Source organism: Dactylosporangium sp. CA-139114, assembly GCF_050955725.1.
Taxonomy (GTDB): Bacteria; Actinomycetota; Actinomycetes; order Mycobacteriales; family Micromonosporaceae; genus Dactylosporangium.
Genome location: NZ_CP192080.1, coordinates 9,443,955 through 9,466,519, shown reverse-complemented (window position 1 = coordinate 9,466,519; position 22,565 = coordinate 9,443,955). Strand labels below are relative to the sequence as shown.

18 protein-coding genes are annotated in these 22,565 nt (G+C 72.1%); 9 read left to right on the top strand and 9 right to left on the bottom strand.

Going from position 1 to position 22,565, the window contains the following annotated elements; all coding sequences use genetic code 11:
• The first annotated feature begins 14 nt into the window (after nucleotides 1–14).
• On the top strand, nucleotides 15–1,580 hold the full coding sequence (locus tag ACQP2P_RS42465; protein WP_433610854.1) for a hypothetical protein: 1,566 nt from the start codon (nucleotides 15–17) through the stop codon (nucleotides 1,578–1,580).
• Nucleotides 1,581–2,301: 721 nt separating this feature from the next.
• On the opposite strand, the gene ACQP2P_RS42460 is transcribed toward ACQP2P_RS42465, so the two are convergent.
• Nucleotides 2,302–2,874: a M23 family metallopeptidase gene (locus ACQP2P_RS42460; RefSeq protein ID WP_433610852.1), complete on the bottom strand. Its 573-nt coding sequence runs from the start codon at nucleotides 2,872–2,874 to the stop codon at nucleotides 2,302–2,304.
• A 397-nt stretch (nucleotides 2,875–3,271) separates the two neighbouring features.
• Between ACQP2P_RS42460 and ACQP2P_RS42455 the strand changes: the two genes are divergently transcribed.
• The 4 genes from ACQP2P_RS42455 (at nucleotide 3,272) to ACQP2P_RS42440 (ending at nucleotide 7,540) form a co-directional block, all read left to right on the top strand.
• A complete protein-coding gene (locus tag ACQP2P_RS42455; RefSeq protein ID WP_433080684.1) occupies nucleotides 3,272–3,673 on the top strand; it encodes a cobalamin B12-binding domain-containing protein in 402 nt (133 codons plus the stop codon).
• Nucleotides 3,674–4,102: 429 nt separating this feature from the next.
• Complete coding sequence (gene sucC, locus ACQP2P_RS42450; protein WP_433610849.1) at nucleotides 4,103–5,278, top strand: ADP-forming succinate--CoA ligase subunit beta; 1,176 nt, start codon at nucleotides 4,103–4,105, stop codon at nucleotides 5,276–5,278.
• Between the two features lie 5 nt (nucleotides 5,279–5,283).
• The gene (gene sucD / locus ACQP2P_RS42445; RefSeq protein WP_433610847.1) at nucleotides 5,284–6,171 is read left to right on the top strand and encodes a succinate--CoA ligase subunit alpha; all 888 of its coding nucleotides are present in this window, start codon (nucleotides 5,284–5,286) and stop codon (nucleotides 6,169–6,171) included.
• Nucleotides 6,172–6,235: 64 nt separating this feature from the next.
• Nucleotides 6,236–7,540 carry a cell division protein PerM gene (locus tag ACQP2P_RS42440; protein ID WP_433610845.1) on the top strand — a complete coding sequence of 435 codons (1,305 nt, stop codon included), beginning with the start codon at nucleotides 6,236–6,238 and terminating at the stop codon, nucleotides 7,538–7,540.
• Nucleotides 7,541–7,631: 91 nt separating this feature from the next.
• Here the strand turns inward: ACQP2P_RS42440 and ACQP2P_RS42435 are convergent, their stop codons facing one another.
• Entirely contained in the window at nucleotides 7,632–8,222 is a 591-nt protein-coding gene (locus tag ACQP2P_RS42435; RefSeq protein WP_433610843.1) for a DUF4190 domain-containing protein, read from the bottom strand.
• 220 nt (nucleotides 8,223–8,442) lie between these two features.
• On the opposite strand from ACQP2P_RS42435, the gene purN reads away from it, so the two are divergent.
• Together purN and purH are read left to right on the top strand one after the other, a co-directional pair.
• Nucleotides 8,443–9,054: a phosphoribosylglycinamide formyltransferase gene (gene purN, locus ACQP2P_RS42430; RefSeq protein ID WP_433080674.1), complete on the top strand. Its 612-nt coding sequence runs from the start codon at nucleotides 8,443–8,445 to the stop codon at nucleotides 9,052–9,054.
• Nucleotides 9,047–10,579: a bifunctional phosphoribosylaminoimidazolecarboxamide formyltransferase/IMP cyclohydrolase gene (gene purH / locus ACQP2P_RS42425; protein ID WP_433610841.1), complete on the top strand. Its 1,533-nt coding sequence runs from the start codon at nucleotides 9,047–9,049 to the stop codon at nucleotides 10,577–10,579. Before purN ends, purH begins: the two co-directional genes overlap by 8 nt.
• 20 nt (nucleotides 10,580–10,599) lie before the next feature.
• On the opposite strand, the gene ACQP2P_RS42420 is transcribed toward purH, so the two are convergent.
• Entirely contained in the window at nucleotides 10,600–11,517 is a 918-nt protein-coding gene (locus tag ACQP2P_RS42420; RefSeq protein WP_433610839.1) for a hypothetical protein, read from the bottom strand.
• A 31-nt stretch (nucleotides 11,518–11,548) separates the two neighbouring features.
• Here ACQP2P_RS42420 and ACQP2P_RS42415 point away from each other — a divergent pair, with 31 nt between their 5' ends.
• Entirely contained in the window at nucleotides 11,549–12,412 is an 864-nt protein-coding gene (locus ACQP2P_RS42415; protein WP_433610837.1) for a bifunctional methylenetetrahydrofolate dehydrogenase/methenyltetrahydrofolate cyclohydrolase, read from the top strand.
• 48 nt (nucleotides 12,413–12,460) lie between these two features.
• Here ACQP2P_RS42415 and ACQP2P_RS42410 read toward each other — a convergent pair whose 3' ends face one another.
• The 3 genes from ACQP2P_RS42410 to ACQP2P_RS42400 all read right to left on the bottom strand — a co-directional run bounded on the left by ACQP2P_RS42410 (nucleotide 12,461) and on the right by ACQP2P_RS42400 (nucleotide 15,854).
• Nucleotides 12,461–13,678: an NADP-dependent isocitrate dehydrogenase gene (locus ACQP2P_RS42410; RefSeq protein WP_433610835.1), complete on the bottom strand. Its 1,218-nt coding sequence runs from the start codon at nucleotides 13,676–13,678 to the stop codon at nucleotides 12,461–12,463.
• Nucleotides 13,679–13,980: 302 nt separating this feature from the next.
• Nucleotides 13,981–14,934 carry a glycosyltransferase gene (locus ACQP2P_RS42405; protein ID WP_433610833.1) on the bottom strand — a complete coding sequence of 318 codons (954 nt, stop codon included), beginning with the start codon at nucleotides 14,932–14,934 and terminating at the stop codon, nucleotides 13,981–13,983.
• Nucleotides 14,931–15,854 carry a sulfotransferase gene (locus ACQP2P_RS42400; protein WP_433610831.1) on the bottom strand — a complete coding sequence of 308 codons (924 nt, stop codon included), beginning with the start codon at nucleotides 15,852–15,854 and terminating at the stop codon, nucleotides 14,931–14,933. The genes ACQP2P_RS42405 and ACQP2P_RS42400 overlap by 4 nt, the downstream gene beginning before the upstream one ends.
• A gap of 80 nt (nucleotides 15,855–15,934) precedes the next feature.
• Here ACQP2P_RS42400 and ACQP2P_RS42395 point away from each other — a divergent pair, with 80 nt between their 5' ends.
• Complete coding sequence (locus ACQP2P_RS42395) at nucleotides 15,935–16,750, top strand: WecB/TagA/CpsF family glycosyltransferase (protein WP_433610829.1); 816 nt, start codon at nucleotides 15,935–15,937, stop codon at nucleotides 16,748–16,750.
• Nucleotides 16,751–17,176: 426 nt separating this feature from the next.
• Here ACQP2P_RS42395 and ACQP2P_RS42390 read toward each other — a convergent pair whose 3' ends face one another.
• The 3 genes from ACQP2P_RS42390 to mfd are packed head-to-tail and all read right to left on the bottom strand — an operon-like array spanning nucleotide 17,177 to nucleotide 22,451.
• Nucleotides 17,177–18,121, bottom strand: a complete 945-nt coding sequence (locus ACQP2P_RS42390) for a MazG family protein (protein WP_433610827.1) — start codon at nucleotides 18,119–18,121, stop codon at nucleotides 17,177–17,179.
• Nucleotides 18,122–18,126: 5 nt separating this feature from the next.
• Complete coding sequence (locus ACQP2P_RS42385) at nucleotides 18,127–18,834, bottom strand: hypothetical protein (protein ID WP_433610825.1); 708 nt, start codon at nucleotides 18,832–18,834, stop codon at nucleotides 18,127–18,129.
• Between the two features lie 14 nt (nucleotides 18,835–18,848).
• A complete protein-coding gene (mfd, locus tag ACQP2P_RS42380; protein ID WP_433610823.1) occupies nucleotides 18,849–22,451 on the bottom strand; it encodes a transcription-repair coupling factor in 3,603 nt (1,200 codons plus the stop codon).
• Between the last annotated feature and the right edge of the window lie 114 nt (nucleotides 22,452–22,565).

The following is a 22,565-nucleotide window of genomic DNA, read 5'->3' as shown; positions in this document are numbered from 1 at the left end:
GTCATCCTGTCCTCGTGAACCTCATCGCTCGCGCCGCAGGCGTCGTCGTCATCGGGCTCGGCGTGGTCGCCACCATCGCCGGCCTGGCACTGCCGTGGACGATGGCCGGCGGCCGCCATCCCGACCTGGTCACCATCGCCGGGATCGCGTTCCTGGGGCCCCTGCTGAGCGGGCTCTGCGTGGTGTACGGCCGCAGTGAGCCGCGCCGCTCGCGCCTGATCTCGGTGGTCGCCGGAGTCGCGGCCGCCGCGGCGACCGTGATCGCGGTGGCGCTCGCCCGCCTGGTCGAGCCCAGCGCGGGCATCGGGCTCGGCGGGCCCGTGACCGTGGTGGGGACCGCCGCGCTGGTCCTGGGCTGGGTGCTGCTGGTCGTCACCGGCGTGGGCCGCCTGCCCGGCGCGAACTGGCGGCGGTGGGCTCCCGTGGGGGTTTTCGCAGTCGCGCTGGCCGTGGCCGCCGGATACGGCATCTCCTGGGCGCGCGAGGGAAGGTTCGTGGACGCCACGACCGCCGGCGCGGCCCCGGCGACCTCGCAGGGGCAGACGGGGCCGCAGGCATACCCCGGCGTGCAGCTCGTCGGCGTCCACAAGGGCCTGGCCGTCGTCCGCGCCGCCGACGGCATCCGGGCGGTCTGGCTCGGCAACGCCACCCCGGCCTGGCAATACGTGCGATCCGATCTGCCCAGTCAGGCCGCGGGGCTGGTCGACGGCGCGGTCGTGGTCGTGTTCGGCACCGACGACGGCGTGCTCGTCACCGCGCTCGACGCGGCGAGCGGGGCGGAGCGGTTCTCCCGGCGGTACCAGTCGGGGAAGATGGCGACCGTCCGCGCCGCCGGGAGCACGGCGGTGCTGTCCGGGGCCGGGATCGGCGCCGGGGACCTGCTCGGCATCGACTCCCACGACGGCACCCAGCGCTGGCGGTGGACCCCGGCGCGGGGCGGGGCGGCGTGCGACGTGACCGACCTGGCCGGCTCCCCGCAGACCGTCGCGGTCGCGCTGCGGTGCCGGGCCCAGGGCGTCGACGACGTGGCCGTCGGGCTCGACGCCGGGTCGGGGGCGGAGCGCTGGTCGTGGCACGCGATCCAGCGCGGCACGACCGAGCTGCGGGTCCTCTCCTCCGGCGCCGGGTTCGTGACGCTGACGGGCGCGGCTCCGCAGCGGGTGACGTACATGGACGCGGTGAGCGGCTCGGTCGGGGCCCGCCACGAAGCGCCCGGCCCGCTGCCGCTGGCCGTGGGCGCGAGCATCGTCTACGCCGGCGCGGGCTCGGCCAAGGCCCGGATCGCGTCCGTCGAGGCCGCGACCGGCAAGGAGCAGTGGAAGGCCGACCTCGCGGGACTCGGCGGCTATCAGCCGGTGGCGGCGACGACGGCCGACGGCCGCGTCTACACGCTGTGGCGCAACACCGCCGGCGCTCTCCGTCTGCTCACGGCCTCGACGAACGACGGCTCCACGATGGAGGAGCGCGCGATCGCCTGCGACACGCGCTGTCCGGAGGCCACGATCGAGGCGGCGGACGGCCGCGTGGTGGTCGCGACCCGGGAGGAGAAGGCCACGAAGGTGTATCTGAGCGTCATCTGAGCACGGGCGCGACTCGGCACTTCGGCGGGCGCGCGACGCGCGGGGTCCGCGGCGCCCGGCGCCGGGGGGAGTTGCTGAAGTCCGGCGTCGGCCACGGCGGCGACTCCCGGCAAGGCCCCGCGCGTGTCCAGCCCAGCCGGCGTGTCCAGCCCAGCCGGATCGACTCCACCCTGGCCGCTTCGGGCTCACGTCGGCCGGCCGGGCCGGGGCGATTCGGCCGGGCGTCCTGCGGCGGGCGGTTCGCGTCGGTCAGAGCGGCGGAGGGCGAACAACGGCGTCCCCGCGCCCGAGTCCGCGGGACAAGGACCGCAGGTCCCGGACGTGGGCCAGATCCGCGGGCGTCCCGGGCGCGAGGCACTGCGGGCGACCGGAGGCGTGGGTCGTTCGAGCCGGCGCGGAGATCGGGCCGTGGCCGGTCCCGGCCGTCCGACAAGCGAAGGCCCGCGGGTGGGCGCGGGTTCGCACCGCGCGCCGCCAGAGCAGTGCGCGCTGCCCGGCGCGACAGTGGACGAGAGCGGTGACGCGTGTGAGGGGCGTGCCGGGGATGGATGCGGGCGCCGCGCCGTGCGGAATCCCGCCCGGCCGCGGAACGACCCTTCGAATTGCCTGCGCGCCCTGGGAACAGCGCGGCGAGCTGTAGCGGCGGCCGCCGGGGGAATGCGGTGCGGCTGAGCGTCCGATCGGAGCGGAAACGTGAAATCGGCCGAGAGCCGAAAAGGATTTACGAATAGATCGCTTCCGTGTGCCGCTGGATGTCCACGCCGTGTTCGCGCATGAAGGACAGCGGTTCGACCGGCTTGTCGTTCTCGCGGACCTCGAAGTGCAGGTGCGACCCGAAGGAATGCCCGGTGTTGCCCACCAGCGCGATCGGATCCCCGGCCTTGACCCGCTGGCCCTCCCTGCAGAGGAGCTTGGAGGCATGGCCGTACACGGTGACGACGCCGTCGCCGTGGTCGATCATCACGTTGTTGCCGTAGCCGGCGTTCCAGCGGCACAGGATGACCTTGCCCGCGGCCACGGCCACGAACGGGGTGCCCTGGGCCGCGCCCAGGTCCACGCCGGGGTGCAGCCGGCCCCAGCGCTGGCCGTAGAACGAGGTCAGCGTGTATTTGCGCAGCGGCAGGATCCACACGTCCGGTGCGGGCTGGTTCGCGGTCGTCACCGTGCTGTGGACAACGCCGCGGCTCGCGCGGTCGCCCGAACGGGTCGAGATGTCGTCGTAGTTGCCCGTGGACTGCATGGACAGCCCGTCCGTGTGCGAGCCGGGCAGCGTGGTGGCGGTGCCGAGCGCCACGATTCCCGAGGCGACCAGCGCGGTCGTGAATACGGTGAGATAACGGGTTCGGGGATCCTCGAGACGGCGGCGGCCGCGGTAGTTCGCGCGCGTGTTCCTTGCTGGCAACGCGGGAACCTCCGAGTCGGACACAGGACGAGGAAATCGTGAACATAAATCAAAAATGCTGTTGACCGAACGTCACGGTAGCCACGCCGGAATCGTTCGCACAAGCTGTGCTGCGCGCCGCGCCGAATAAAAGCCCGTCGGGTGAATTGTGCGTAACCGCATTGTCGGGTCGTCGTTGCGCGCGCACCGCGGAATGGGTCGCCCGGCGTGCGGTACCTTCGGCTGAGATCCCGCAACGGTGCGGGCTCGACCCAGTGGCCGCCACGAACGGCCGGGAAGGACCGTGAGGATGAGCGCGCGGACCCGCGTCGTCATCGCCAAGCCTGGCCTCGACGGGCACGACCGAGGCGTCAAGATCGTGGCGCGCGCGCTGCGCGACGCCGGCATGGAAGTCATCTACACCGGGCTGCACCAGACGCCCGAGCAGATCGTGGAGACCGCGATCCAGGAGGACGCCGACGCCGTCGGGCTGTCGGTGCTCTCGGGCGCGCACATGACGCTGTTCCGCCGGGTGATCGAGCTGCTCGCCGAGCGGGGCGCCGCCGACGTCACCGTGTTCGGCGGCGGGATCATCCCGGACGAGGACCTGCCCGAACTCCAGCGGCTCGGCGTGGCCGCCATCTTCACCCCGGGCGCGACGACACAGTCCATCGTGGAATGGGCGCAGGGGAATCTGGTCGCCGACGAATAATCAGCTTCCGCAGGAATCGTTTCAGCTTGAGGGGGTGTGGGTGGAGCGAAGCTCCCCCACGAAATGGAAGCGAAGCTCCCTCACGAAATGGAAACAGGGGGAGGGGCCGGACGCACCCCTCACACGTCCGGCCCCTCTATCGCACGATGCCCCGCCGCCACCCCTCGACCGACAGGGCATCGGCCGTTTTGGTGCCGACCTCGCCCCCCGGGGTTTCCCGCGGGCGGGCCGACACTGCTCTCAACGACGCTCCGCCGGGGCGGTTACGCGGTCGCGCCCGTGTCCCCCGGAAGTGAAAAGTCACAGGGAGTGGAATGGGGCACATCGGGAACCCGCGCGAAGCCGGACGACCCGCGCCTGGTTAGGCTGCGATCGTTGAGCCGTCCTCGCGATGGGGCAGGCGGCACGGTTGACGGAACGGGACCAACTGTGGACCTGTACGAGTACCAGGGGCGCGCCCTCTTCGCCAAGCACGGGCTGCCCGTGCTGGGCGGCGGTGTCGCCGAGACCCCTGAAGAGGCCCGGGCGATCGCCGAACAACTCGGTGGCCGGGTCGTCATCAAAGCCCAGGTGAAGGTCGGCGGCCGCGGCAAGGCCGGCGGCGTCAAGCTCGCGGAGGGCGCCGACGAGGCGACCACGCACGCGACCAACATCCTCGGCATGGACATCAAGGGCCACACGGTCCACAAGGTGATGGTCACCACCACGGCCGACATCGCCGAGGAGTACTACTTCTCCTACCTGCTCGACCGGGCGAACCGCACCTTCCTGTGCATCGCCAGCGTCGCGGGTGGCATGGAGATCGAGACCGTCGCGCACGACGCCCCGGAGAAGGTGGCCAAGGTCGCCATCGACGCCGTCAAGGGCGTCGACGAGGCCCTGGCCCGCCAGATCGTCGAGCAGGCCAAGTTCCCGGCCGACGTCGCCGACCAGGTCGTGTCGATCGCGGTCAAGCTGTGGCAGGCGTTCGTCGCCGAGGACGCCACGCTCGTCGAGGTCAACCCGCTGGCCAAGACCACCGACGGCACCGTGCTCTGCCTGGACGCGAAGGTCACGCTGGACGCCAACGCCGACTTCCGTCAGCCGGACCACGAGGCGCTCGAGGACAAGGCCGCGGCCGACCCGCTGGAGCAGGCGGCCAAGGAGAAGAACCTCAACTACGTGAAGCTCGACGGCAACGTCGGCATCATCGGCAACGGCGCGGGCCTGGTCATGTCGACCCTCGACGTCGTGGCCTACGCGGGCGAGGGCCTCGGCAGCAAGCCGGCCAACTTCCTCGACATCGGCGGCGGCGCCAGCGCGCAGGTCATGGCCAACGGCCTCGAGATCGTGCTGGGCGACCCCGACGTCAAGAGCGTCTTCGTCAACGTCTTCGGCGGCATCACCGCCTGTGACGCGGTCGCCAACGGCATCGTGCAGGCGCTGCAGCTGCTCGCCGACCGCGGCGAGGCGGTCACCAAGCCGCTCGTGGTCCGCCTCGACGGCAACAACGCCGAAGAGGGCCGCCGGATCCTCGACGAGGCCGCCAACCCGCTGATCGAGCGGGTGGACACGATGGACGGCGCGGCCCGCCGGGCCGCCGAGCTCGCAGCGAGTGGGGTGTAACGACCATGGCGGTTTGGCTGACCGAGTCCAGCAAGGTCATCGTCCAGGGCATGACCGGCGCCGAGGGCTCCAAGCACACCCGGCGCATGCTCGCCGCGGGCACCGACGTGGTCGGCGGCGTGAACCCGCGCAAGGCGGGCCAGCAGGTCGACTTCGACGGCACGAAGCTGCCGGTGTTCGCCAGCGTCCGTGAGGCGATGGAGCAGACCGGCGCGGACACCACCGTCATCTTCGTCCCGCCGGCCGGCACCAAGTCGGCCGCGGTCGAGGCGATCGACGCGCAGATCCCGCTCGCGGTGGTCATCACCGAGGGCGTGCCGGTGCACGACACGGCCTCCTTCTGGGCGCACGCCCAGGCGACCGGCAACAAGACCCGGATCATCGGCCCGAACTGCCCCGGCATCGCCAGCCCGGGCAGGTCCAACGCCGGCATCATCCCGGCCGACATCACCGGCCCGGGCAAGATCGGCCTGGTGAGCAAGTCGGGCACGCTGACCTACCAGATGATGTACGAGCTGCGCGACATCGGCTTCTCCACGTGCATCGGCATCGGTGGTGACCCGGTCATCGGCACCACGCACATCGACGCGCTGGCCGCGTTCGAGGCGGACCCGGAGACCGCGGCGATCGTCATGATCGGCGAGATCGGCGGCGACGCCGAGGAGCGGGCCGCGGAGTTCATCAAGGCCAACGTGCGCAAGCCGGTCGTCGGCTACATCGCGGGCTTCACCGCCCCGCCCGGCAAGACCATGGGCCACGCGGGCGCGATCATCTCGGGCTCGGCGGGCACCGCCGACGCCAAGAAGCTCGCGCTCGAGGCGGCCGGCGTCGCCGTCGGCAAGACCCCCACGGAGACGGCGAACCTCATGCGGGACATCGTCACCGCCCTGTAAAGACGTAGGTCCGGACGGCCGGGGTTCGTGACCGGCCGTCCGGTCTTTGGCAGAGTAAAAGGCGATGCCGACCACCACCCCTGAAGACCCGGAAGAGGGGGCGCAGACCCGGCTCGCCGACCGCGAGACCGTCCGGCTGCCGATCCAGCGGCGCGCGGTGCGAGGCAAGGACCCCGCCAAGCGCCCGGCCCGGCGTGCCCCGCTGGCGCTGGCCGCGGTGGTCAACTCCCTCTGGGCGGCCCTGGTCTCGCTGCTGCCGACCCTGCTGGTGGTCTGGCTGCTCTTCGCCCTCGACAGCTCCGGCGCCCCGCTCGGGCAGGTGCTGCGCCTCGGGCTGGCCGGCTGGGTGCTGGCCCATTGGGTACCGCTGCAAACCGGCATCGGCCCGATCAGCCTCGCCCCGCTCGGGCTCACCGCGATCGCCGCGTGGCGGGTCTACCGCGCGGGCGTGCACACGGCTCGCGCGATCGGCGCGCGCGCCCACCACAAGGGCACGCCGTGGTCCCCATGGCCGGCGACGCGCGCCGGGGCCGGGATCATGGTGGTGTACGGCCTGCTGGGCGCCCTCGCCGCCACGATCGCCGGGCACAAGGGCATCACCGTGTCCCCGGTCCGCGCCGCGCTCACGTTCGCCGGCTTCGGCCTGGTCGCGGGCTCCCTCGGGGCGTTCGCCGAGGCCCGCGGCATCGCCCGGCTCGCCGCCCGCACGCCGCGGGTGCTGCGCGACGCGACCCGCACCGGGGCCGTCGCCGCCCTGCTGGTGCTCGGGGCCGGCGCGGCGACCACCGGCATGGCCGTCGCGTTCAGCGGCGGCGACGCGAGCCAGATCATCGACGACTACCACACGGGCATCGCCGGGCAGGTCGGGCTCGTGGTGATGTGCGGGTTCTTCGCCCCGGACGTGGCGACGTGGGCCGCGAGCTACCTCGTCGGGCCCGGCTTCACCATCGGCTCGGAGACCTTCATCAGCGCGGCGCACGTGACGGTGGGGCCTCTGCCCGCCGTACCGCTGCTGGCCGGTCTTCCCTCGACACCGGCGACGGGCTACGCCCCGCTGCTGCTCGGGCTGCCCCTGCTGGCGGCCCTGATCGCCGGCTGGCTGCTGGCCCGCCGGTCGCTGCGGCTCGATCCCGGGCGCTCGTGGTATGCGCTGCTCGGCGCCGCCCTGCTCGCCGGGCCCGTGGCCGGGGTCCTGCTCGGGCTGGTGAGCGCGGCGGCCAGCGGCTCGCTGGGCTCCGGCGGCCTGGCCGACGTCGGCCCCCACGCGGGCGCGGTCGGCTTCGTCGCGATGTTCATGGTCGCGATCGGCGCGCTGCTGTCGGCGGCCGCGACCAAGATCGCCCTGCGGTCAAAGCTGGCGCGCGAGTGAGCGCGCTGCTGTCGGCGGCCGCGACCAAGGTCGCCCTGAACGCAAAACGGGCGCGCGAGGAACTCGCGCGCCCGTTCAGCTGTTTCGCGATTTACGGGTAGGACGTGGGCGTCAAGCTCAGGTTGAGCGCGAACGCCAGAATGATGAAGACGACCCACAGGCCGATCGCGCCGGCGCCGCAGAAGAGGCCGGCCTTGGCCTGGCCAGCGTTGTTGGCGAGGCCCTGCTTGACCTTGTTCTGGCCGAGGTAGCTCACGATCACGGCCGCGATGCCCAGGGGCAGGCCGATCGAGCAGCAGAACACCAGCGGGATGGCGGCGATGCCCAGGATCATGCCGACGAGGCCGAGCGTGTTCTGCGGCTGGCCGCCCGCGGGCTGACCGTAGGGCGCCTGGTAGCCGGCGGCCGGGTAGGCCCCACCGGAGGTCGGGTACGCACCGCCCGAGGTCGGGTACGGCTGGCCGGAGACCGGCGGCTGCTGCGCGTACGGGTCCTGGTACGCCGGCTGCTGCGGCTGGGCGTAGGGGTCCTGGTAGGCGGGCTGCTGCGGCTGCGCGTACGGGTCCTGGTACCCGGGCTGCTGCCCGTACTGGGGCTGCTGACCGTACTGCGGCTGCTGGCCGTAGGGATCCTGGTTGGGCTGCTGCCCGTACGGATCCTGGCCCGGTGGTGGGTAGCCCATGACTGCTGGCTCCTAAGGCTGGGGACAATTGCTGTGTGGTGGTCCGCACCAGGGTAGTCCCGAGGGGATACGGAACCACGGCAGCCTACTTGGACCGATCAACTCTTCGCAGTGCTAATCGATGGAGTATCGGTAACACGCTAAAGTTTTGCGCAGTTTGTCCGTAAATGGCGGGCGACCCGGCGCTGAGCAGGGCCGACCCGGTCGATAGAGTTTCGCAGTGACCGTTCGGCTTCTCGTGCTCGTGTCCGGTTCCGGGTCAAACCTGCAGGCCCTGCTCGACGCGGCCGACGACCCCGCCTATGGCGCCGAGGTCGTCGCGGTCGGCGCGGACCGCCCCGGCATCGAAGGGCTGGCGCGTGCGGAGCGTCACGGCGTGCCCACGTTCGTGGCGTCGGTCAAGAGCTTCGCGACCCGCGACGAGTGGGACGCCGCGCTGCTGGCCGAGTGCTCGCGCTTCCAGCCGGATCTCGTGATCTCCGCCGGGTTCATGAAACTCGTCGGGCCGCGGTTTCTCGGCGAGTACGAGGGCAGGTATGTCAACACGCACAACGCCCTGCTTCCGGCGTTCCCCGGGACGCACGGGCCCCGCGACGCCCTCGCCTATGGCGTGAAGCTCGCCGGGGCCACGCTGCACTTCGTCGACAGCGGCGTCGACACCGGGGCGATCATCGCGCAGGTCGCGGTGCCGGTCCTCGACGACGACACCGAGGACACGCTGCTGGAGCGGATCAAAGTGGCCGAGCGCCGCCAGCTGGTCGACACGGTCGGGCGGATGGTGCGCGAAGGGTGGACCGTCAACGAACGAAAGGTCAGGCTGGGCCGTGGCTAACCGCCGTCCCATCAGGCGCGCGCTCATCAGCGTCTACGACAAGACCGGTCTCGAGGAGCTCGCGCGCGGCCTCGCCGGCGCCGGTGTCGAGATCGTCTCCACCGGCACGACCGCGGGCCGCATCGAGGCCCTCGGGCTGCCGGTCACCCGGGTCGAGCAGCTGACGGGCTTCCCGGAGACGCTGGACGGGCGGGTCAAGACGCTGCACCCGAAGGTGCACGCCGGGCTGCTGGCCGACCTGCGCCTGGAGGCCCACGCCGCCCAGCTCGGCGAGCTCGGCATCGAGCCGTTCGAGCTGCTGGTCTCCAACCTCTACCCGTTCACCGACACGGTGGCCTCCGGCGCGTCGGACGACGAATGCGTCGAGCAGATCGACATCGGCGGGCCGGCCATGGTGCGGGCCGCGGCCAAGAACTTCCCGAGCGTCGCGGTGGTCACGTCGCCCGCTTCCTATGAGTCGGTACTGCAGGCCGTCGCCGACGGCGGCTTCACGCTGGACGAGCGCCGCGCCCTCGCCGGGCAGGCCTTCGCGCACATCGCCGAGTACGACGTCGCCGTGGCCGCCTGGTTCGCCCGCGACGACCAGCGGTTCGCCGGCACGGCCCTGCGCCACGCGGCGACCCTGCGCTACGGCGAGAACCCGCACCAGGCCGCCGCGCTCTACACCGACCCCGCCGCCGCCCCGGGCCTGGCCCAGGCCGAGCAGCTGGGCGGCAAGGAGATGTCCTACAACAACTACGTCGACGCCGACGCCGCCTGGCGCGCCGCGCACGACTTCACTGACCCCTGCGTCGCGATCATCAAGCACGCGAACCCGTGCGGCATCGCGGTCGGCGCCGACGTGGCCGAGGCGCACCGCAAGGCCCACGCCTGCGACCCGGTCAGCGCCTACGGCGGCGTGATCGCCGTCAACGCCCCGGTCTCCGTCGAGCTGGCCAAGCAGATCAGCGAGATCTTCACCGAGGTCGTGGTGGCGCCCGCCTACGAGGAGGGCGCCGCCGAGCTGCTGACCGCCAAGAAGAACCTGCGCGTCCTGCGCGCCCCGGTCTGGACGCCGGCCCCGGCCGAGCAGCGCCAGATCTCCGGCGGCGTGCTCGTGCAGGCGGCCGACCGCATCGACGCCGACGGCGACGCCCCGGCGAACTGGACCCTCGTCACCGGCTCGGCCGCCGACGAGGAGACGCTGGCGGACCTGGCGTTCGCCTGGCGGGCGGTGCGCGCGGTCAAGTCGAACGCGATCCTGCTCGCCTCCGGCGGCGCGACCGTCGGGGTCGGCATGGGACAGGTCAACCGGGTCGACTCGGTGCGCCTGGCGATCAGCCGGGCCGGCGAGCGGGTCACCGGCTCGGTCTGCGCCTCCGACGCGTTCTTCCCGTTCCCGGACGGCCCCGAGGCGCTCATCGCGGCCGGCGTGAAGGCGATCGTCCAGCCCGGCGGCTCGATCCGCGACGACCAGGTCATCGCGGCCGCGAACGCCGCCGGCGTGACCATGTACTTCACCGGCACCCGCCACTTCTTCCACTGACGAAGGCGGCCCGCCCCCGGCTACGGCAGCGTGACGGGGGCGGGCACCCTGGCCCCGAAGTAGGTCGCGACCGCGTCGCTGACCGCGTGGGCGCCCTTCTCCAGGGTGCCGCCCGGCTTCTGCTCGTACATCGCGGCCACGACATAGCGCTCACCGTCGCCCGCGAACCCGACGGTGTGGGTCACCCAGACGTTCTTGCCGTCGACCGGCTTCTCCGCCCAGCCGTCCTTGTTGCCGGGCCGCAGCGCCGAGCCGGCCCCCCACACGCCCCAGTGCTGGTTGGCCGCGACCTTCCGCAGCGTCGTCACCAGATAGGTCCGGCTCGTCGCGTCGAGCTTCTCCAGCACGTACGTCATCAGGCTCTGCAGATCCTCGGCGCTGCACCGCAGATTGCGCCAGAAGGTGTCGTACCCGTCGATGACGGCGAGGTCGCCCATGCCGAACCTCGCCTTGAACCGCTCGAGCATGCCGGGCCCGTCGAACTTGTTCCACAGCGCCGTGGCGGCGTCGTTGTCGGAGTTGATCAGGGCCTTGTCGAGGTTCGCCCGGTCGGCCGCGGCGAGCGTGATCGCCTTGGCCTGCTGCCGTTCGAGCAGGTCGGCGGCGATCGCGAGCTTGATGGTCGACGCGGTCCAGGTCGTCGCCTTCGTGTCCCCGGCCCGCCAGACCTGCCCGGTCTGCCGGTCCCGCACGACGATGCCGAAGGTGCCCGGCTGCCGCTGCACGAACGCGAGCGCCCGCGCGGCCCGATCCGCGGTGCTCCCGGGCGCGGCCGAGGCGCCCTTGCCGGCCAGACCGGCCGAGCCTTCCTCGACCTGGCGGCCCTGGCTCGCCCCGCCCGAGGGCCGGCCCGCCGTCGGCTGCGGCGCCGCGTCATCGCCACATGCCGTCAGGACGCACAGGGTGAGGAGGACGACAACGCCCCGCCGAAGCAGCACGCCCTGCACTCTAATGGCAGGATCAGCATCCGTGACGGCAACGATTCTCGACGGTAAGGCGACCGCGACCGCCATCAAGGACGAGCTGCGCGCGCGGGTGGCGGCGCTCGCGGCCCGGGGCATCACCCCCGGCCTGGGCACCGTGCTCGTGGGCGACGACCCGGGCTCGCACGCGTACGTGGCGGGCAAGCACCGCGACTGCGCCGAGGTCGGCATCGCCTCGATCCGCCGCGACCTGCCCGCGACCGCGACCCAGGACGAGGTCGAGGCGGCGGTGCGGGAGCTGAACGAGGATCCGGCGTGCACGGGGTACATCGTGCAGCTGCCCCTGCCGGCCGGCCTCGACGAGCAGCGCCTCCTGGAGCTCATCGACCCCGGCAAGGACGCCGACGGGCTGCACCCGACCAACCTGGGCCGGCTCGTGCTGAACATCCCGGCCCCGCTGCCGTGCACGCCCAACGGCATCGTGCAGCTGCTGCGGCGGTACGACGTGCCGATCAACGGCGCCGAGATCACCGCCATCGGCCGGGGCACCACCGCGGGGCGCCCGCTCGGACTGATCTTCACCCGCAAGACGGAGAACGCCACCGTGACCCTGTGCCACACCGGCACCCGGGACCTGGCCGCCCACACCCGCAACGCCGACATCGTGATCGTCGCGGCGGGCTCGGCCGGGCTGCTCACCCGGGACATGGTCAAGCCGGGCGCGGCGGTGCTCGACGTGGGCGTGACCCGCGTCGTGGACGCGTCCGGCAAGGCGCGGCTGGTCGGCGACGTGGCCCCCGACGTGGCCGAGGTGGCGGGGTTCCTGGCCCCGATGCCGGGCGGCGTCGGCCCGATGACCCGCGCGATGCTGCTGGCCAACGTCGTGGAGCTGGCCGAGCGCCAGGCCTGACGCCAAAGGCCCCGCCACCCATCGGGCGGCGGGGCCTTTCGCGGGAAACTAGGCGCTCAGGCGCTTCGCGAGGTTCTGGTCCAGCGCGTTCATGAACTCGTCCGTGGTCAGCCACGGCGCGTCGCGCGAGATCAGCAGGGCCAGGTCCTTGGTCATCTGGCCGCCCTCGACGGTGTCGATGCAGACCTGCTCCAGGGTGTTGGCGAAGTTGGTCACCTCGGGCGTGCCGTCGACCTTGCCGCGGTGGGCCAGGCCGCGCGTCCAGGCGAAGATGGACGCGATCGGGTTCGTCGAGGTCTTCTCGCCCTTCTGCCACTGCCGGTAGTGCCGGGTGACGGTGCCGTGGGCCGCCTCGGCCTCGACGGTCTTGCCGTCCGGGGTCATCAGCACGCTGGTCATGAGGCCGAGCGAGCCGAAGCCCTGCGCGACGGTGTCGGACTGCACGTCGCCGTCGTAGTTCTTGGCGGCCCACACGAAGCCGCCCTCCCACTTCAGCGCCGCGGCGACCATGTCGTCGATGAGCCGGTGCTCGTAGGTGATGCCGGCCTTCGCGAACTCGTCCTTGAACTCGGTCTCGAAGATCTCCGCGAACAGGTCCTTGAAGCGGCCGTCGTAGGCCTTGAGGATCGTGTTCTTCGTCGACAGGTAGACCGGGTAGCCGCGGTCGAGGCCGTAGCGCAGCGACGCGCGGGCGAAGTCGCGGATCGAGTCGTCGTAGTTGTACATCCCCATCGCGACGCCGCCGCCGGGGAAGTTGGCGACCTCGAACTCCATCGGGGCGCCGCCGTCGGCCGGCGTGTAGGTGACCGTGACCTTGCCCGGGCCGGGCACCACGAAGTCGGTCGCCTTGTACTGGTCGCCGTGGGCGTGGCGGCCGATGATGATCGGCTTGGTCCAGCCGGGGACGAGCCGCGGCACGTTCGACATGATGATCGGCTCGCGGAAGACCACGCCGCCGAGGATGTTGCGGATGGTGCCGTTCGGGGAGCGCCACATCTTCTTGAGCGAGAACTCCTCGACCCGCGCCTCGTCCGGCGTGATCGTGGCGCACTTCACGCCGACGCCGTGCTGCTTGATGGCGTTCGCGGCGTCGACCGTGACCTGGTCGTCGGTCTGGTCGCGGTACTCGATCGACAGGTCGTAGTACTTCAGATCGACGTCGAGGTAGGGCAGGATCAGCTGCTCACGGATCTGCTTCCAGATGATCCGGGTCATCTCGTCGCCGTCGAGCTCGACGACAGGGTTGTTTACCTTGATCTTCGCCATCGGCCGGGCGCTCCTCTCGCGCTGTCCACGCTTAGCAGTACGAGCGTACTGCATGGCTGGGGCGGGCTCGAAGTCGGGCCCTGAGCTGGCAGGATAACGCTATACCGGGAAATGTCCGATAAGTCGGGGGCAGTCCTGGAGCGCCTGCTCCAGCTCCAGGGCCGCGGCCACGCGGCCGTCCGGGTCGCGCGCCGCCAGGCACGCGCCGAACCTGGCCGTCGCCCTCTGCGTCGAGGCGGCCGGCGAGGCAGCGACGGCTGCTCCCGCCCGGCGGCGAACGTGGAACCTCTTGGACAGGCGGACTAAATGCCGCGGCCCCTGCGGTGCAGGGCCCCGAGGACGCTCTCGACCTTGACCACGCCGGTCACGGCCGCGAGGGCGATCGCGGCGCGCGGCTCCCGCCAGTTCGAGCGCATCGCCGCCTTCGTCCAGCGCCACGCGTCCCGCCGGTTGCCGGTCGCCGCGGACCAGCACGCGAGCTGCCCGTACACGCGGCCCGCCCCGGTCGTCGACGCCGCGATCTCGGGGTGGCGGCTCATCATCCAGCGCAGCGAGGCCATCTTCGTGCCGTACTCGTAGGCGAACAGCGACGAACGCCCCCACAGCACCCGCACCAGCGGGTCGTCGACGTGCACGATCTCGCTGCGCTTGACCGCCCGCAGCAGCAGGTCCCAGTCCTCGTTCTGGCTGCCGGGCGCGTCCTCGGCGACCAGCCCCATCTCGTCGGCGGCGAACGCGGCGCGCCGCACCAGGAACGTCGAGGAGTGCAGCATCGACATCCGCGAGCGGACCAGGTCGTCCAGCCCGACCAGCGAGGCGCCCGCCAGCCGCGGCGTGAGCCGGTCTCCGAACTCCACCTCGATCGCCGACGTGCAGAACTCGGCCTGCGGCCGCTGCTGCAGCGCGTGCACCTGGCGGCGCAGCTTCGTCGGCAGCCACACGTCGTCGTCGTCGCAGAACGCCACCAGGTCGGTGTCGAGCGCCACGATGCCCGTGTTGCGCGCGCCGGCCAGGCCGGGCTTGCGCAGGTTGGGCAGCACGTCGAGGGGGCGCTCACCCCCGCGGCACAGACTCGCGTCCGGGTCGTGCTGGTCGAAGATCACGATGGTGCGCACCGGGCCCGGGTAGTCCTGGGCGACGATCCCGGCCACGGCCCGGCGCAGCAGCTCGGGCCGGTTGCGCGTGGGAATGATGACGCCGACGCTCGGCCAATGACCGGCCGCGTTCGTTGGACCAGTGTGGCCGGTCGCGTTCATCGGGCGCCCCGGTAGCCGTACGCGCCGAGCAGCGGCGCGGTCAACGCGCTCACGACCCGCCGCTGCCGGCCGGGCAGGGCCGTGCGCCAGGCGTCGTCGCGGCGCAGCGGCACCGGCCCGACGGTGAAGCGCATCGGGTTGCCGGCGGCGCTGTGGCAGGCGCCGAGGGTGGCGGTGTTGCCGGCCAGGAACGGCAGGTCACCCGGCTTTATCTCGATAAATCTCGACAAATCGCGCAGGATGGCCTCGGGGCGGTCGAGCAGCTCCTCGTACCGCACCCGCTGCACCGGCACCCCACAGCGGTGCAGCGCCGAGAACGCCACGTTGTGCGCGTTCCACAGGAGGGCGGAGCGGCCGGGGGAGTACCGCGTCATCTCCTCGGCATTGTCGGTCTCCGGCCGCGAGACCTTCTTCGTCCAGGAGTAGGCGACCCCTCGGCTGTCGCGGACCATGTGCACGACGCGCAGGTCGATGCTCGGCGCGAACCGCAGGCAGTAGGCCAGCGCGGCGTGCTTGGAGGAGTCGACGAGCACATCGGCCCCGGAGACGATCGCGGCGGCCTCATAGAGGCGGGCGTACCAGTCGGCGTACTCCTCGACGAGCATCCGGTGCGCCGGAGTCATCCGCACACTGGCGAGCCGCGGGATGTGCCGCGTGCGCTCGACGGCATGGCGCAGCGCGAGCACCCGCCACACGTCGACGTGCTGCCACCCGCCGAACGCCTTCTCCCCGACCGCCTGCCAGAACCCGCACTCCGAGAAGTGCTCGCCGCACGCGCAGCGCTCGTCGCCGGCGATGTCGCGCTCCCAGAGGTGCACGACCTCCCCGAGCGGTACCACGCCGGGCAGTTCCCCCAGCAGGCGTTCGAGCAGCGTGGTGCCGCTGCGCCCAAGCCCTCCGAGGAACAGAACGCGTACCAAAGCGTCCTCCTTGGTCGTTTTGGTAGATATGCCAGTTTCGCTGGCATCTGGTAGGTCTAACGAGGAATCGCGGACGAACGATGCTGCGCAGCTACTCCCACACCCGCCGAGTACCGGTCGGCGGCCTGCCCATCGACCCGGTGACGGAGTCCGAGGTGGTCACCCGCGTCCTGAGCGCCCTGAAGCGGGGCCGGGGCGGCTGGATCGTGACCCCGAACGTGGACATCCTGCGCAAGGTGGCCCGAGACGCCGCCCTGCGAGCCCAGCTGAGCGCGGCCGATCTCGTGGTGGCCGACGGCGCCCCCCTGGTCTGGGCGGCGCGGCTGGCGGGCCGGGCGCTCCCCGCTCGGGTGCCCGGCTCGGATCTGATCTGGTCGCTGTCGCGGGGCCTGGCCACACGCGGCGGCAGCGTCTTCGTGCTGGGCGGCACTCCCGCGGATTCCGCACAGGAGGACGGCGCTCACCGCGCGGCCGCCCGCCTGGCGGAGGCGTGCCCGGGCCTGCGGATCGCCGGAGCGTACTGCCCGCCGTTCGGCTTCGACCGCAACCGAACCCAGCTACGAGCCGTCTGCGCGCGCGTCATCGAGGCGGAACCCCAGATGGTGTACGTCGGCATCGGCTTCCCTCGCCAGGAGCACCTGATCGCGTCCCTGCGCGAAGCGTTGCCCGCGACGTGGTTCCTGGGCTGCGGCGCGGCGGTGAACTTCGTGGCGGGCGACGTGCAGCGAGCCCGCCCGGCGCTGCAGAAGGCCGGGCTGGAGTGGCTGGATCGTCTGGCTCGCGAGCCCCGGCGCCTGGCCCGGCGGTACCTTCGCGAGGACGCCCCGTTCGCCGCCGCTCTGCTGGCTCGTTCGCTGCACTACCGCCTGACTCGCCGCCCGGCTCACCGAGCCTGACCTGTTCGCGCAGGTCGCGCGCCGTTCCGCGCGTGGGCGGGCCGAGTCGGCGGCCCCAAGCCGCCGCGAGCGGTGACCACAACGTTGCGGGCGTCGATGACGAGCCGGGACAAGTCTGCGGCGATCCGTGGAGGCCGCCGGAATCAGAGCGCGCACCGCGTAGCGGTCTGCTCCGCGACCCTGGGCAAGACGGTGCAGGTCCTGGCCCGGGTAGGCGAGGCCGCAAGTCAAGCCAAACCCGACGCACGCGCGCGACGGACGTGACGTCCGAACGAAAGGCCACCCACAGACACTGGCCCGCAAATTTCAAGAGATTGCAGAATTTGCCTCGGCCGGGCGTTCCGATTTACACCTCAAGCGTACCCGACTCAACCTAATCGATCTTCGGGTCGAACACGTGGCGCAACCGGACTTCACTCAAGGTAGTCAGCGCTCCTCGGCGGCCCGCACGGCCTCCATGTACCGCAAGGCCGCCTCCCGCAGCGCGGCCTCCGCGTCCTCGTCCGACGCCCTGGCCTCCGCCACCGCCGCGAACAGCCGGCCGCCCAACGTGGACGGATCCGGCGGCGGCACGTCCAGGCCCGCGCGCGACACGCGTTGCAGGAGCTTCGCGGCCAGAGCCAGCGCCGGCTGCGAAAGCGCGACCCCGTCCACCGAAGATCCCCGCGCCTTCTCCGCCTTCTTGATCTGCTCCCAGTTGGCGATGATCTCGTCGATCCCGCCCACCTCCGTGTCCGCGAACACGTGCGGGTTGCGCCGGATCAGCTTCGCCACCAGGTCGCCGGCCACGTCGTCGATCGTGAAGTCCGACGTCTCCTCGGCCAGGCGCGCGTGCAGCACCACCTGCAGGAGCACGTCCCCGAGCTCCTCGCGCACGGCGGGCGGGTCGTCGGAGGAGATCGCGTCGTACAGCTCGTAGGACTCCTCCAGCAGGAACGGCGCCAGGCTCGCGTGCGTCTGGGCGCGCTTCCACGGGTCGCCCTCCGACGGGTGCATGAGGCGATCCATCACCGTCACCACGTCGAGGAGCCGGGCGCCCGGCGGGTCCCAGGAGCCGTGCACCAGCTCCAGGGCGGCCAGGCCGGGCTCGCGGGCCAGCCGCAGACCCAGCTCCCGGGCCAGGTCCTCGTCGCCGTCGGGCGCCGCCAGCCACACCACGGTGCCGTGCGTCGCCACCGCGGTCAGCAGGGTGTCGACGAAGGCGGACGTCAGCACCGACACCGAGGCGCCCGCGGCCGCCAGGGCGTCGGACTGCGGGGTCGCGGCGGCGGTGAACACGGGGTGCGCGCGCACCAGGTCCCAGGCCTCGGCCGTCAGGACGCCCGCCGGCAGGCGAGGGGACGTCACCAGCAGGACCACGCTGCCCGACACCGCCGTCAGCCCTCCTCCGAAAGCAGGTCCTTCTCGGAGGGGAACCCTACGTCAAGGTGCTTGCCCTCGAAGACCACGGGCATGACGACCGGGCCGTACCGCGGGTTCACCGACACGTCCGACGCGTCGAGGGCCCCGGCCAGCCGCTGCTGGGCCGAGAACAGCGGGCCCAGGCTGATCTGGGTCTTGAAGTGGTGCGTGGCCTCGTCGTAGTCGGCGTCCGCGTCCGCCCCGCCGGCCTCCCAGAGCCGGTCGGCCTCCTCGTCGGTGAGCGGCCGCGCCTGCTCGGCCGCGGCCACGGACTGCAGGCCGCTCAGGTACTCCGTCCACAGCACCACGTACGGGTCCGACGCCGACATCCCGAAGGTCTTCGCGATCGTGTCGACCGGCGCCGTCCGCGAGCCCAGGCCGCGCTCGGCGATGACGCGTTTGCCGAGGTCGGCGAGGACGATCAGGGAGACGACCTCGGTGCCGTTGGTGCGCACGAGCGGGGGCGGCAGGGTGCCCGAGTCCTTCGCGCGGGCCGCGGCGAAGGCGGCGATGCGCCGGTCGGCCTCGTCGTTGACGCTCGTCACGATCGCGTCGACGGAGGCCGCGGAGACCTGCCGGTCGCCCACGTAGACGGCGACGTCCGGCTGGGAGCGGCAGGCGGCCAGGGCGGAGGCGGCGGCCAGGGCCAGGGCGACCACACCGGCTAGGCGACGAACACGCATAGTGCAGCAGCTTCTCACGCAGTGTTGGCCGCGGCCCGCAGCGACGCGGGTTCGCCCAGGACCGTTTTGAGCAGCTCGGCCGCCCAGTCCAGCAGCTGCGTGTCGCGCATCGGCTCGCCGCCGACCCGGCGCGTCGACGGCCGGGGGAGCGAGACGGTGTCGGCCGCGGCCTTGTAGACGGCCTCCGGGTAGAGCCGCTTGAGCCGCATCTGCTTGGAGTCCGGCAGTGCCAGCGGCCCGAACCGCACGTGCTTGCCCTGCAGCGACACGTCCGTCAGCCCGTAGGAGCGGGCCAGGAACCGGAAGCGCGCGACGGCCAGGAGGTTCGCGACGGGCAGCGGGGGCTCACCGTAGCGGTCCTTCATCTCCGCCACGATCTCGTCCAGCGCCGCGTCGTCCTTGGCCCCGGCGATCTTGCGGTAGATCTCCAGCCGCAGCCGCTCGGCCGCGATGTATTCCAGCGGCAGGTGCGCGTCGACCGGCAGGTCGATCTTGACGTCCGGCTCCTCCTCCTCGGGCCGCTCGCCCTTGAACTGCTGGACCGCCTCGCCGACCATCCGCACGTACAGGTCGAAGCCCACGCCCTCGATGTGCCCGGACTGCTCGCCGCCCAGCAGGTTGCCCGCGCCGCGGATCTCGAGGTCCTTCATCGCCACGTACATGCCCGCGCCGAGCTCCGTGTGCTGCGCGATGGTCGCCAGCCGCTCGTGGGCGTGCTCGGTCAGCGGCTTGTCCGGCGGGTAGAGGAAGTAGGCGTAGGCCCGCTCGCGCCCGCGCCCCACCCGGCCGCGGATCTGGTGCAGCTGAGCGAGGCCGAGCAGGTCGGCGCGCTCGACGATGAGGGTGTTGGCGTTGGGGATGTCGATGCCGCTCTCCACGATCGTGGTGCAGACGAGGACGTCGTACTCCTTCTCCCAGAACCCCACCATGATCTTCTCGAGGGCCTCCTCGGTCATCTGGCCGTGCGCGACCGCGACCCGCGCCTCGGGCACCAGCTCCCGCAGCCGCCGCGCCGCCCGCTCGATCGACTCGACGCGGTTGTGCAGGTAGAAGACCTGCCCGTCGCGCAGCAGCTCGCGGTGGATGGCCGCGGCCACCTGCTTGTCGTCCTGGGCGCCGACGAACGTGAGCACCGGGTGGCGCTCCTCCGGCGGGGTGGCGATCGTGGACATCTCGCGGATGCCGGTGATCGCCATCTCCAGGGTGCGCGGGATCGGGGTCGCCGACATGGTGAGCACGTCGACGGAGGCGCGCAGCTGCTTGAGGAACTCCTTGTGCTCCACGCCGAAGCGCTGCTCCTCGTCGACGATCACGAGGCCGAGCTGCTTGAAGCGGGTCGCGGTCTGCAGCAGCCGGTGGGTGCCGATGACGATGTCGACGGTGCCGTCGGTGACCTTCTCCAGCGTCAGCTTCGTCTCCGTCGGCGTCTGGAACCGCGACAGCTGCCGCACCTCGACCGGGAACTGCGAGACGCGCTCGGAGAACGTGTTGAAGTGCTGCTGGGCCAGCAGCGTCGTGGGCACGAGGACGGCGACCTGCTTGCCGTCCTGCACCGCCTTGAACGCCGCCCGCACCGCGATCTCGGTCTTGCCGTAGCCGACGTCGCCGCAGATCAGGCGGTCCATCGGCACCGCCTTCTCCATGTCGCCCTTGACCTCTTCGATCGCGGCGAGCTGGTCGGGGGTCTCGTGATAGGGGAAGGCGTCCTCCAGCTCGCGCTGCCACGGCGTGTCGGGGCCGAACGCGTGGCCCTGCGAGTTCTGCCGGACCGCGTAGAGCTGGATGAGCTGGGCGGCGATCTCGCGCACCGCCTTGCGCGCCCGCGACTTGGCCTTCTGCCACTCCGAGCCGCCCATCTTGTGCAGCGTGGGGGCCTCGCCGCCGACGTAGCGCGACAGCTGGTCGAGCTGGTCGGTGGGGACGAAGAGCCGGTCGCCGGGCTGGCCGCGCTTGGACGCCGCGTATTCGATGACGAGATATTCGCGGTCGGCCCCGTTGACCGTGCGCTGGACCATCTCCACGTAGCGGCCGATGCCGTGCTGCTCGTGCACCACGTAGTCCCCGGCGCGCAGCTCCAGCGGGTCGATCTGGTTGCGCCGGCGGCTGGGCATCTTGCGCATGTCCTTGGTGGACGCGCCCCGGCCGCCGGAGATGTCGGTGCCGGTGATGACCGCGAGCTTGGCGCCGTCGTCGAGGAAGCCGAGCTCGAGCGAGCCGGTGGTGATCGTGATGACGCCGGGGGCGGGCGCGGCCGGGATCCCCTCGGCGAAGGAGACGCCGAGGTCGGAGCCGCGCAGCACCTCGGCGGCCCGCTGGGCCGGCCCGGTGCCCTCGAACACGAGCGCGACCCGCCACCCGTCGCCGGTGAGGCGCTTGAGGTCGTCGACGACCCGGGCGGTCTCGCCGTGGTAGAGCGACACGGCCTGCGCGGGCAGCGTGATCGAGATGGCGTCGTCCGAGACGGCGACCGCCGGGGCCGCGTCCTGCCAGGGCTCGGCGGGCGGCGCCGAGTCGGGCGTCGCGGCGAACGGGCTCAGCGACCACCACGGCTGCCCGAGCGAGGCCGCCGCGGCCCGGACGTCGCCCAGGTGGCGGAAGGCCGCCGCGCCGAGGTCGATCGGCGCCTTGCCGCCCACGGCGGCCGCGGCCCAGCTGGCCTCCAGGAACTCCTCGCCGGTGCGCACGAGGTCATGGGCGCGGGTGCGGATGCGCTCGGGGTCGCAGAGCAGCACGTGCGTGCCCTCGGGCATGCAGTGCAGCACCAGCTCGAGCGAGTCGGTGCCGCTGAGCAGCGCCGGCGCGAGGGACTCCATGCCCTCGACCGGGATGCCCCCGGCGAGCTTGTCGAGCATCTCGGCGAGCTGCGGGTGGTCGGTGGACAGGGCCCGGGCGCGGTCGCGGACCTCGTCGGTGAGCAGCAGCTCCCGGCAGGGCGGGGCCCACAGCCGCTCGACCTTCTCGATGGTGCGCTGGTCGGCGACGGCGAAGGAGCGGATCTCCTCGACCTCGTCGCCCCAGAACTCCACCCGCAGCGGGTGCTCCTCGGTCGGCGGGAAGACGTCGAGGATGCCGCCGCGCACCGCGAACTCACCCCGCTTGGTGACGAGGTCGACGCGCGCGTAGGCCAGCTCGGCCAGGCGCACCGTGAGCGCGTCGAGGTCGGCGGAGCCGCCCGCGCGCAGCTCGATCGGCTCCAGGTCACCCAGGCCCTTGAGCTGCGGCTGGAGCACCGAGCGGACCGGTGCGACGACGACCCGGGGCCGAGGCGCCTCGGCGGTCGGGTGGGCCAGGCGGCGCAGCACCGACAGCCGCCGCCCGACGGTGTCGGAGCGGGGGGAGAGGCGCTCGTGGGGCAGCGTCTCCCACGACGGGTAGACCGCGACCGCGTCCGGCTCCAGCAGGCAGGTCAGCGCCGCGGCCAGGTCCTCGGCCTCGCGCCCGGTGGCGGTGACGGCCAGGACGGGGCGCTCCCCGGCGATGGCGGCCGCGACGAACGCGCGCAGGGCGGGCGGCCCGGTCAGGTCGACCTGGTCGCTGTGCCCGGCGCGGGCGAGGTCACGGGCGCGGGCGAGGGCCGGATCGGCGAGGATGGCGTCGGTGAGACCGGCGAGCTTCATGGCGTTTTGCACCCAATCTGCACGGCAAACAGCCCCGCGCCGAGATTCGGGCGGGGGTGGTCGATGCGGGTTCAACCCTATCCGGAGGGTATGACAGAAACCGAGACATGGCTC

Bases quoted from the DNA above. Each gene is read 5' to 3' on its own strand.
- sucD (WP_433610847.1), top strand. From the start codon at position 5,284: ATGGCGGTTTGGCTGACCGAGTCCAGCAAGGTCATCGTCCAGGGCATG.
- ACQP2P_RS42435 (WP_433610843.1), bottom strand. From the start codon at position 8,222: ATGGGCTACCCACCACCGGGCCAGGATCCGTACGGGCAGCAGCCCAAC.
- ACQP2P_RS42385 (WP_433610825.1), bottom strand. From the start codon at position 18,834: ATGCGTGTTCGTCGCCTAGCCGGTGTGGTCGCCCTGGCCCTGGCCGCC.
- ACQP2P_RS42395 (WP_433610829.1), top strand. From the start codon at position 15,935: ATGCTGCGCAGCTACTCCCACACCCGCCGAGTACCGGTCGGCGGCCTG.
- ACQP2P_RS42455 (WP_433080684.1), top strand. From the start codon at position 3,272: ATGAGCGCGCGGACCCGCGTCGTCATCGCCAAGCCTGGCCTCGACGGG.
- ACQP2P_RS42440 (WP_433610845.1), top strand. From the start codon at position 6,236: ATGCCGACCACCACCCCTGAAGACCCGGAAGAGGGGGCGCAGACCCGG.
- ACQP2P_RS42410 (WP_433610835.1), bottom strand. From the start codon at position 13,678: ATGGCGAAGATCAAGGTAAACAACCCTGTCGTCGAGCTCGACGGCGAC.
- mfd (WP_433610823.1), bottom strand. From the start codon at position 22,451: ATGAAGCTCGCCGGTCTCACCGACGCCATCCTCGCCGATCCGGCCCTC.
- ACQP2P_RS42405 (WP_433610833.1), bottom strand. From the start codon at position 14,934: ATGAACGCGACCGGCCACACTGGTCCAACGAACGCGGCCGGTCATTGG.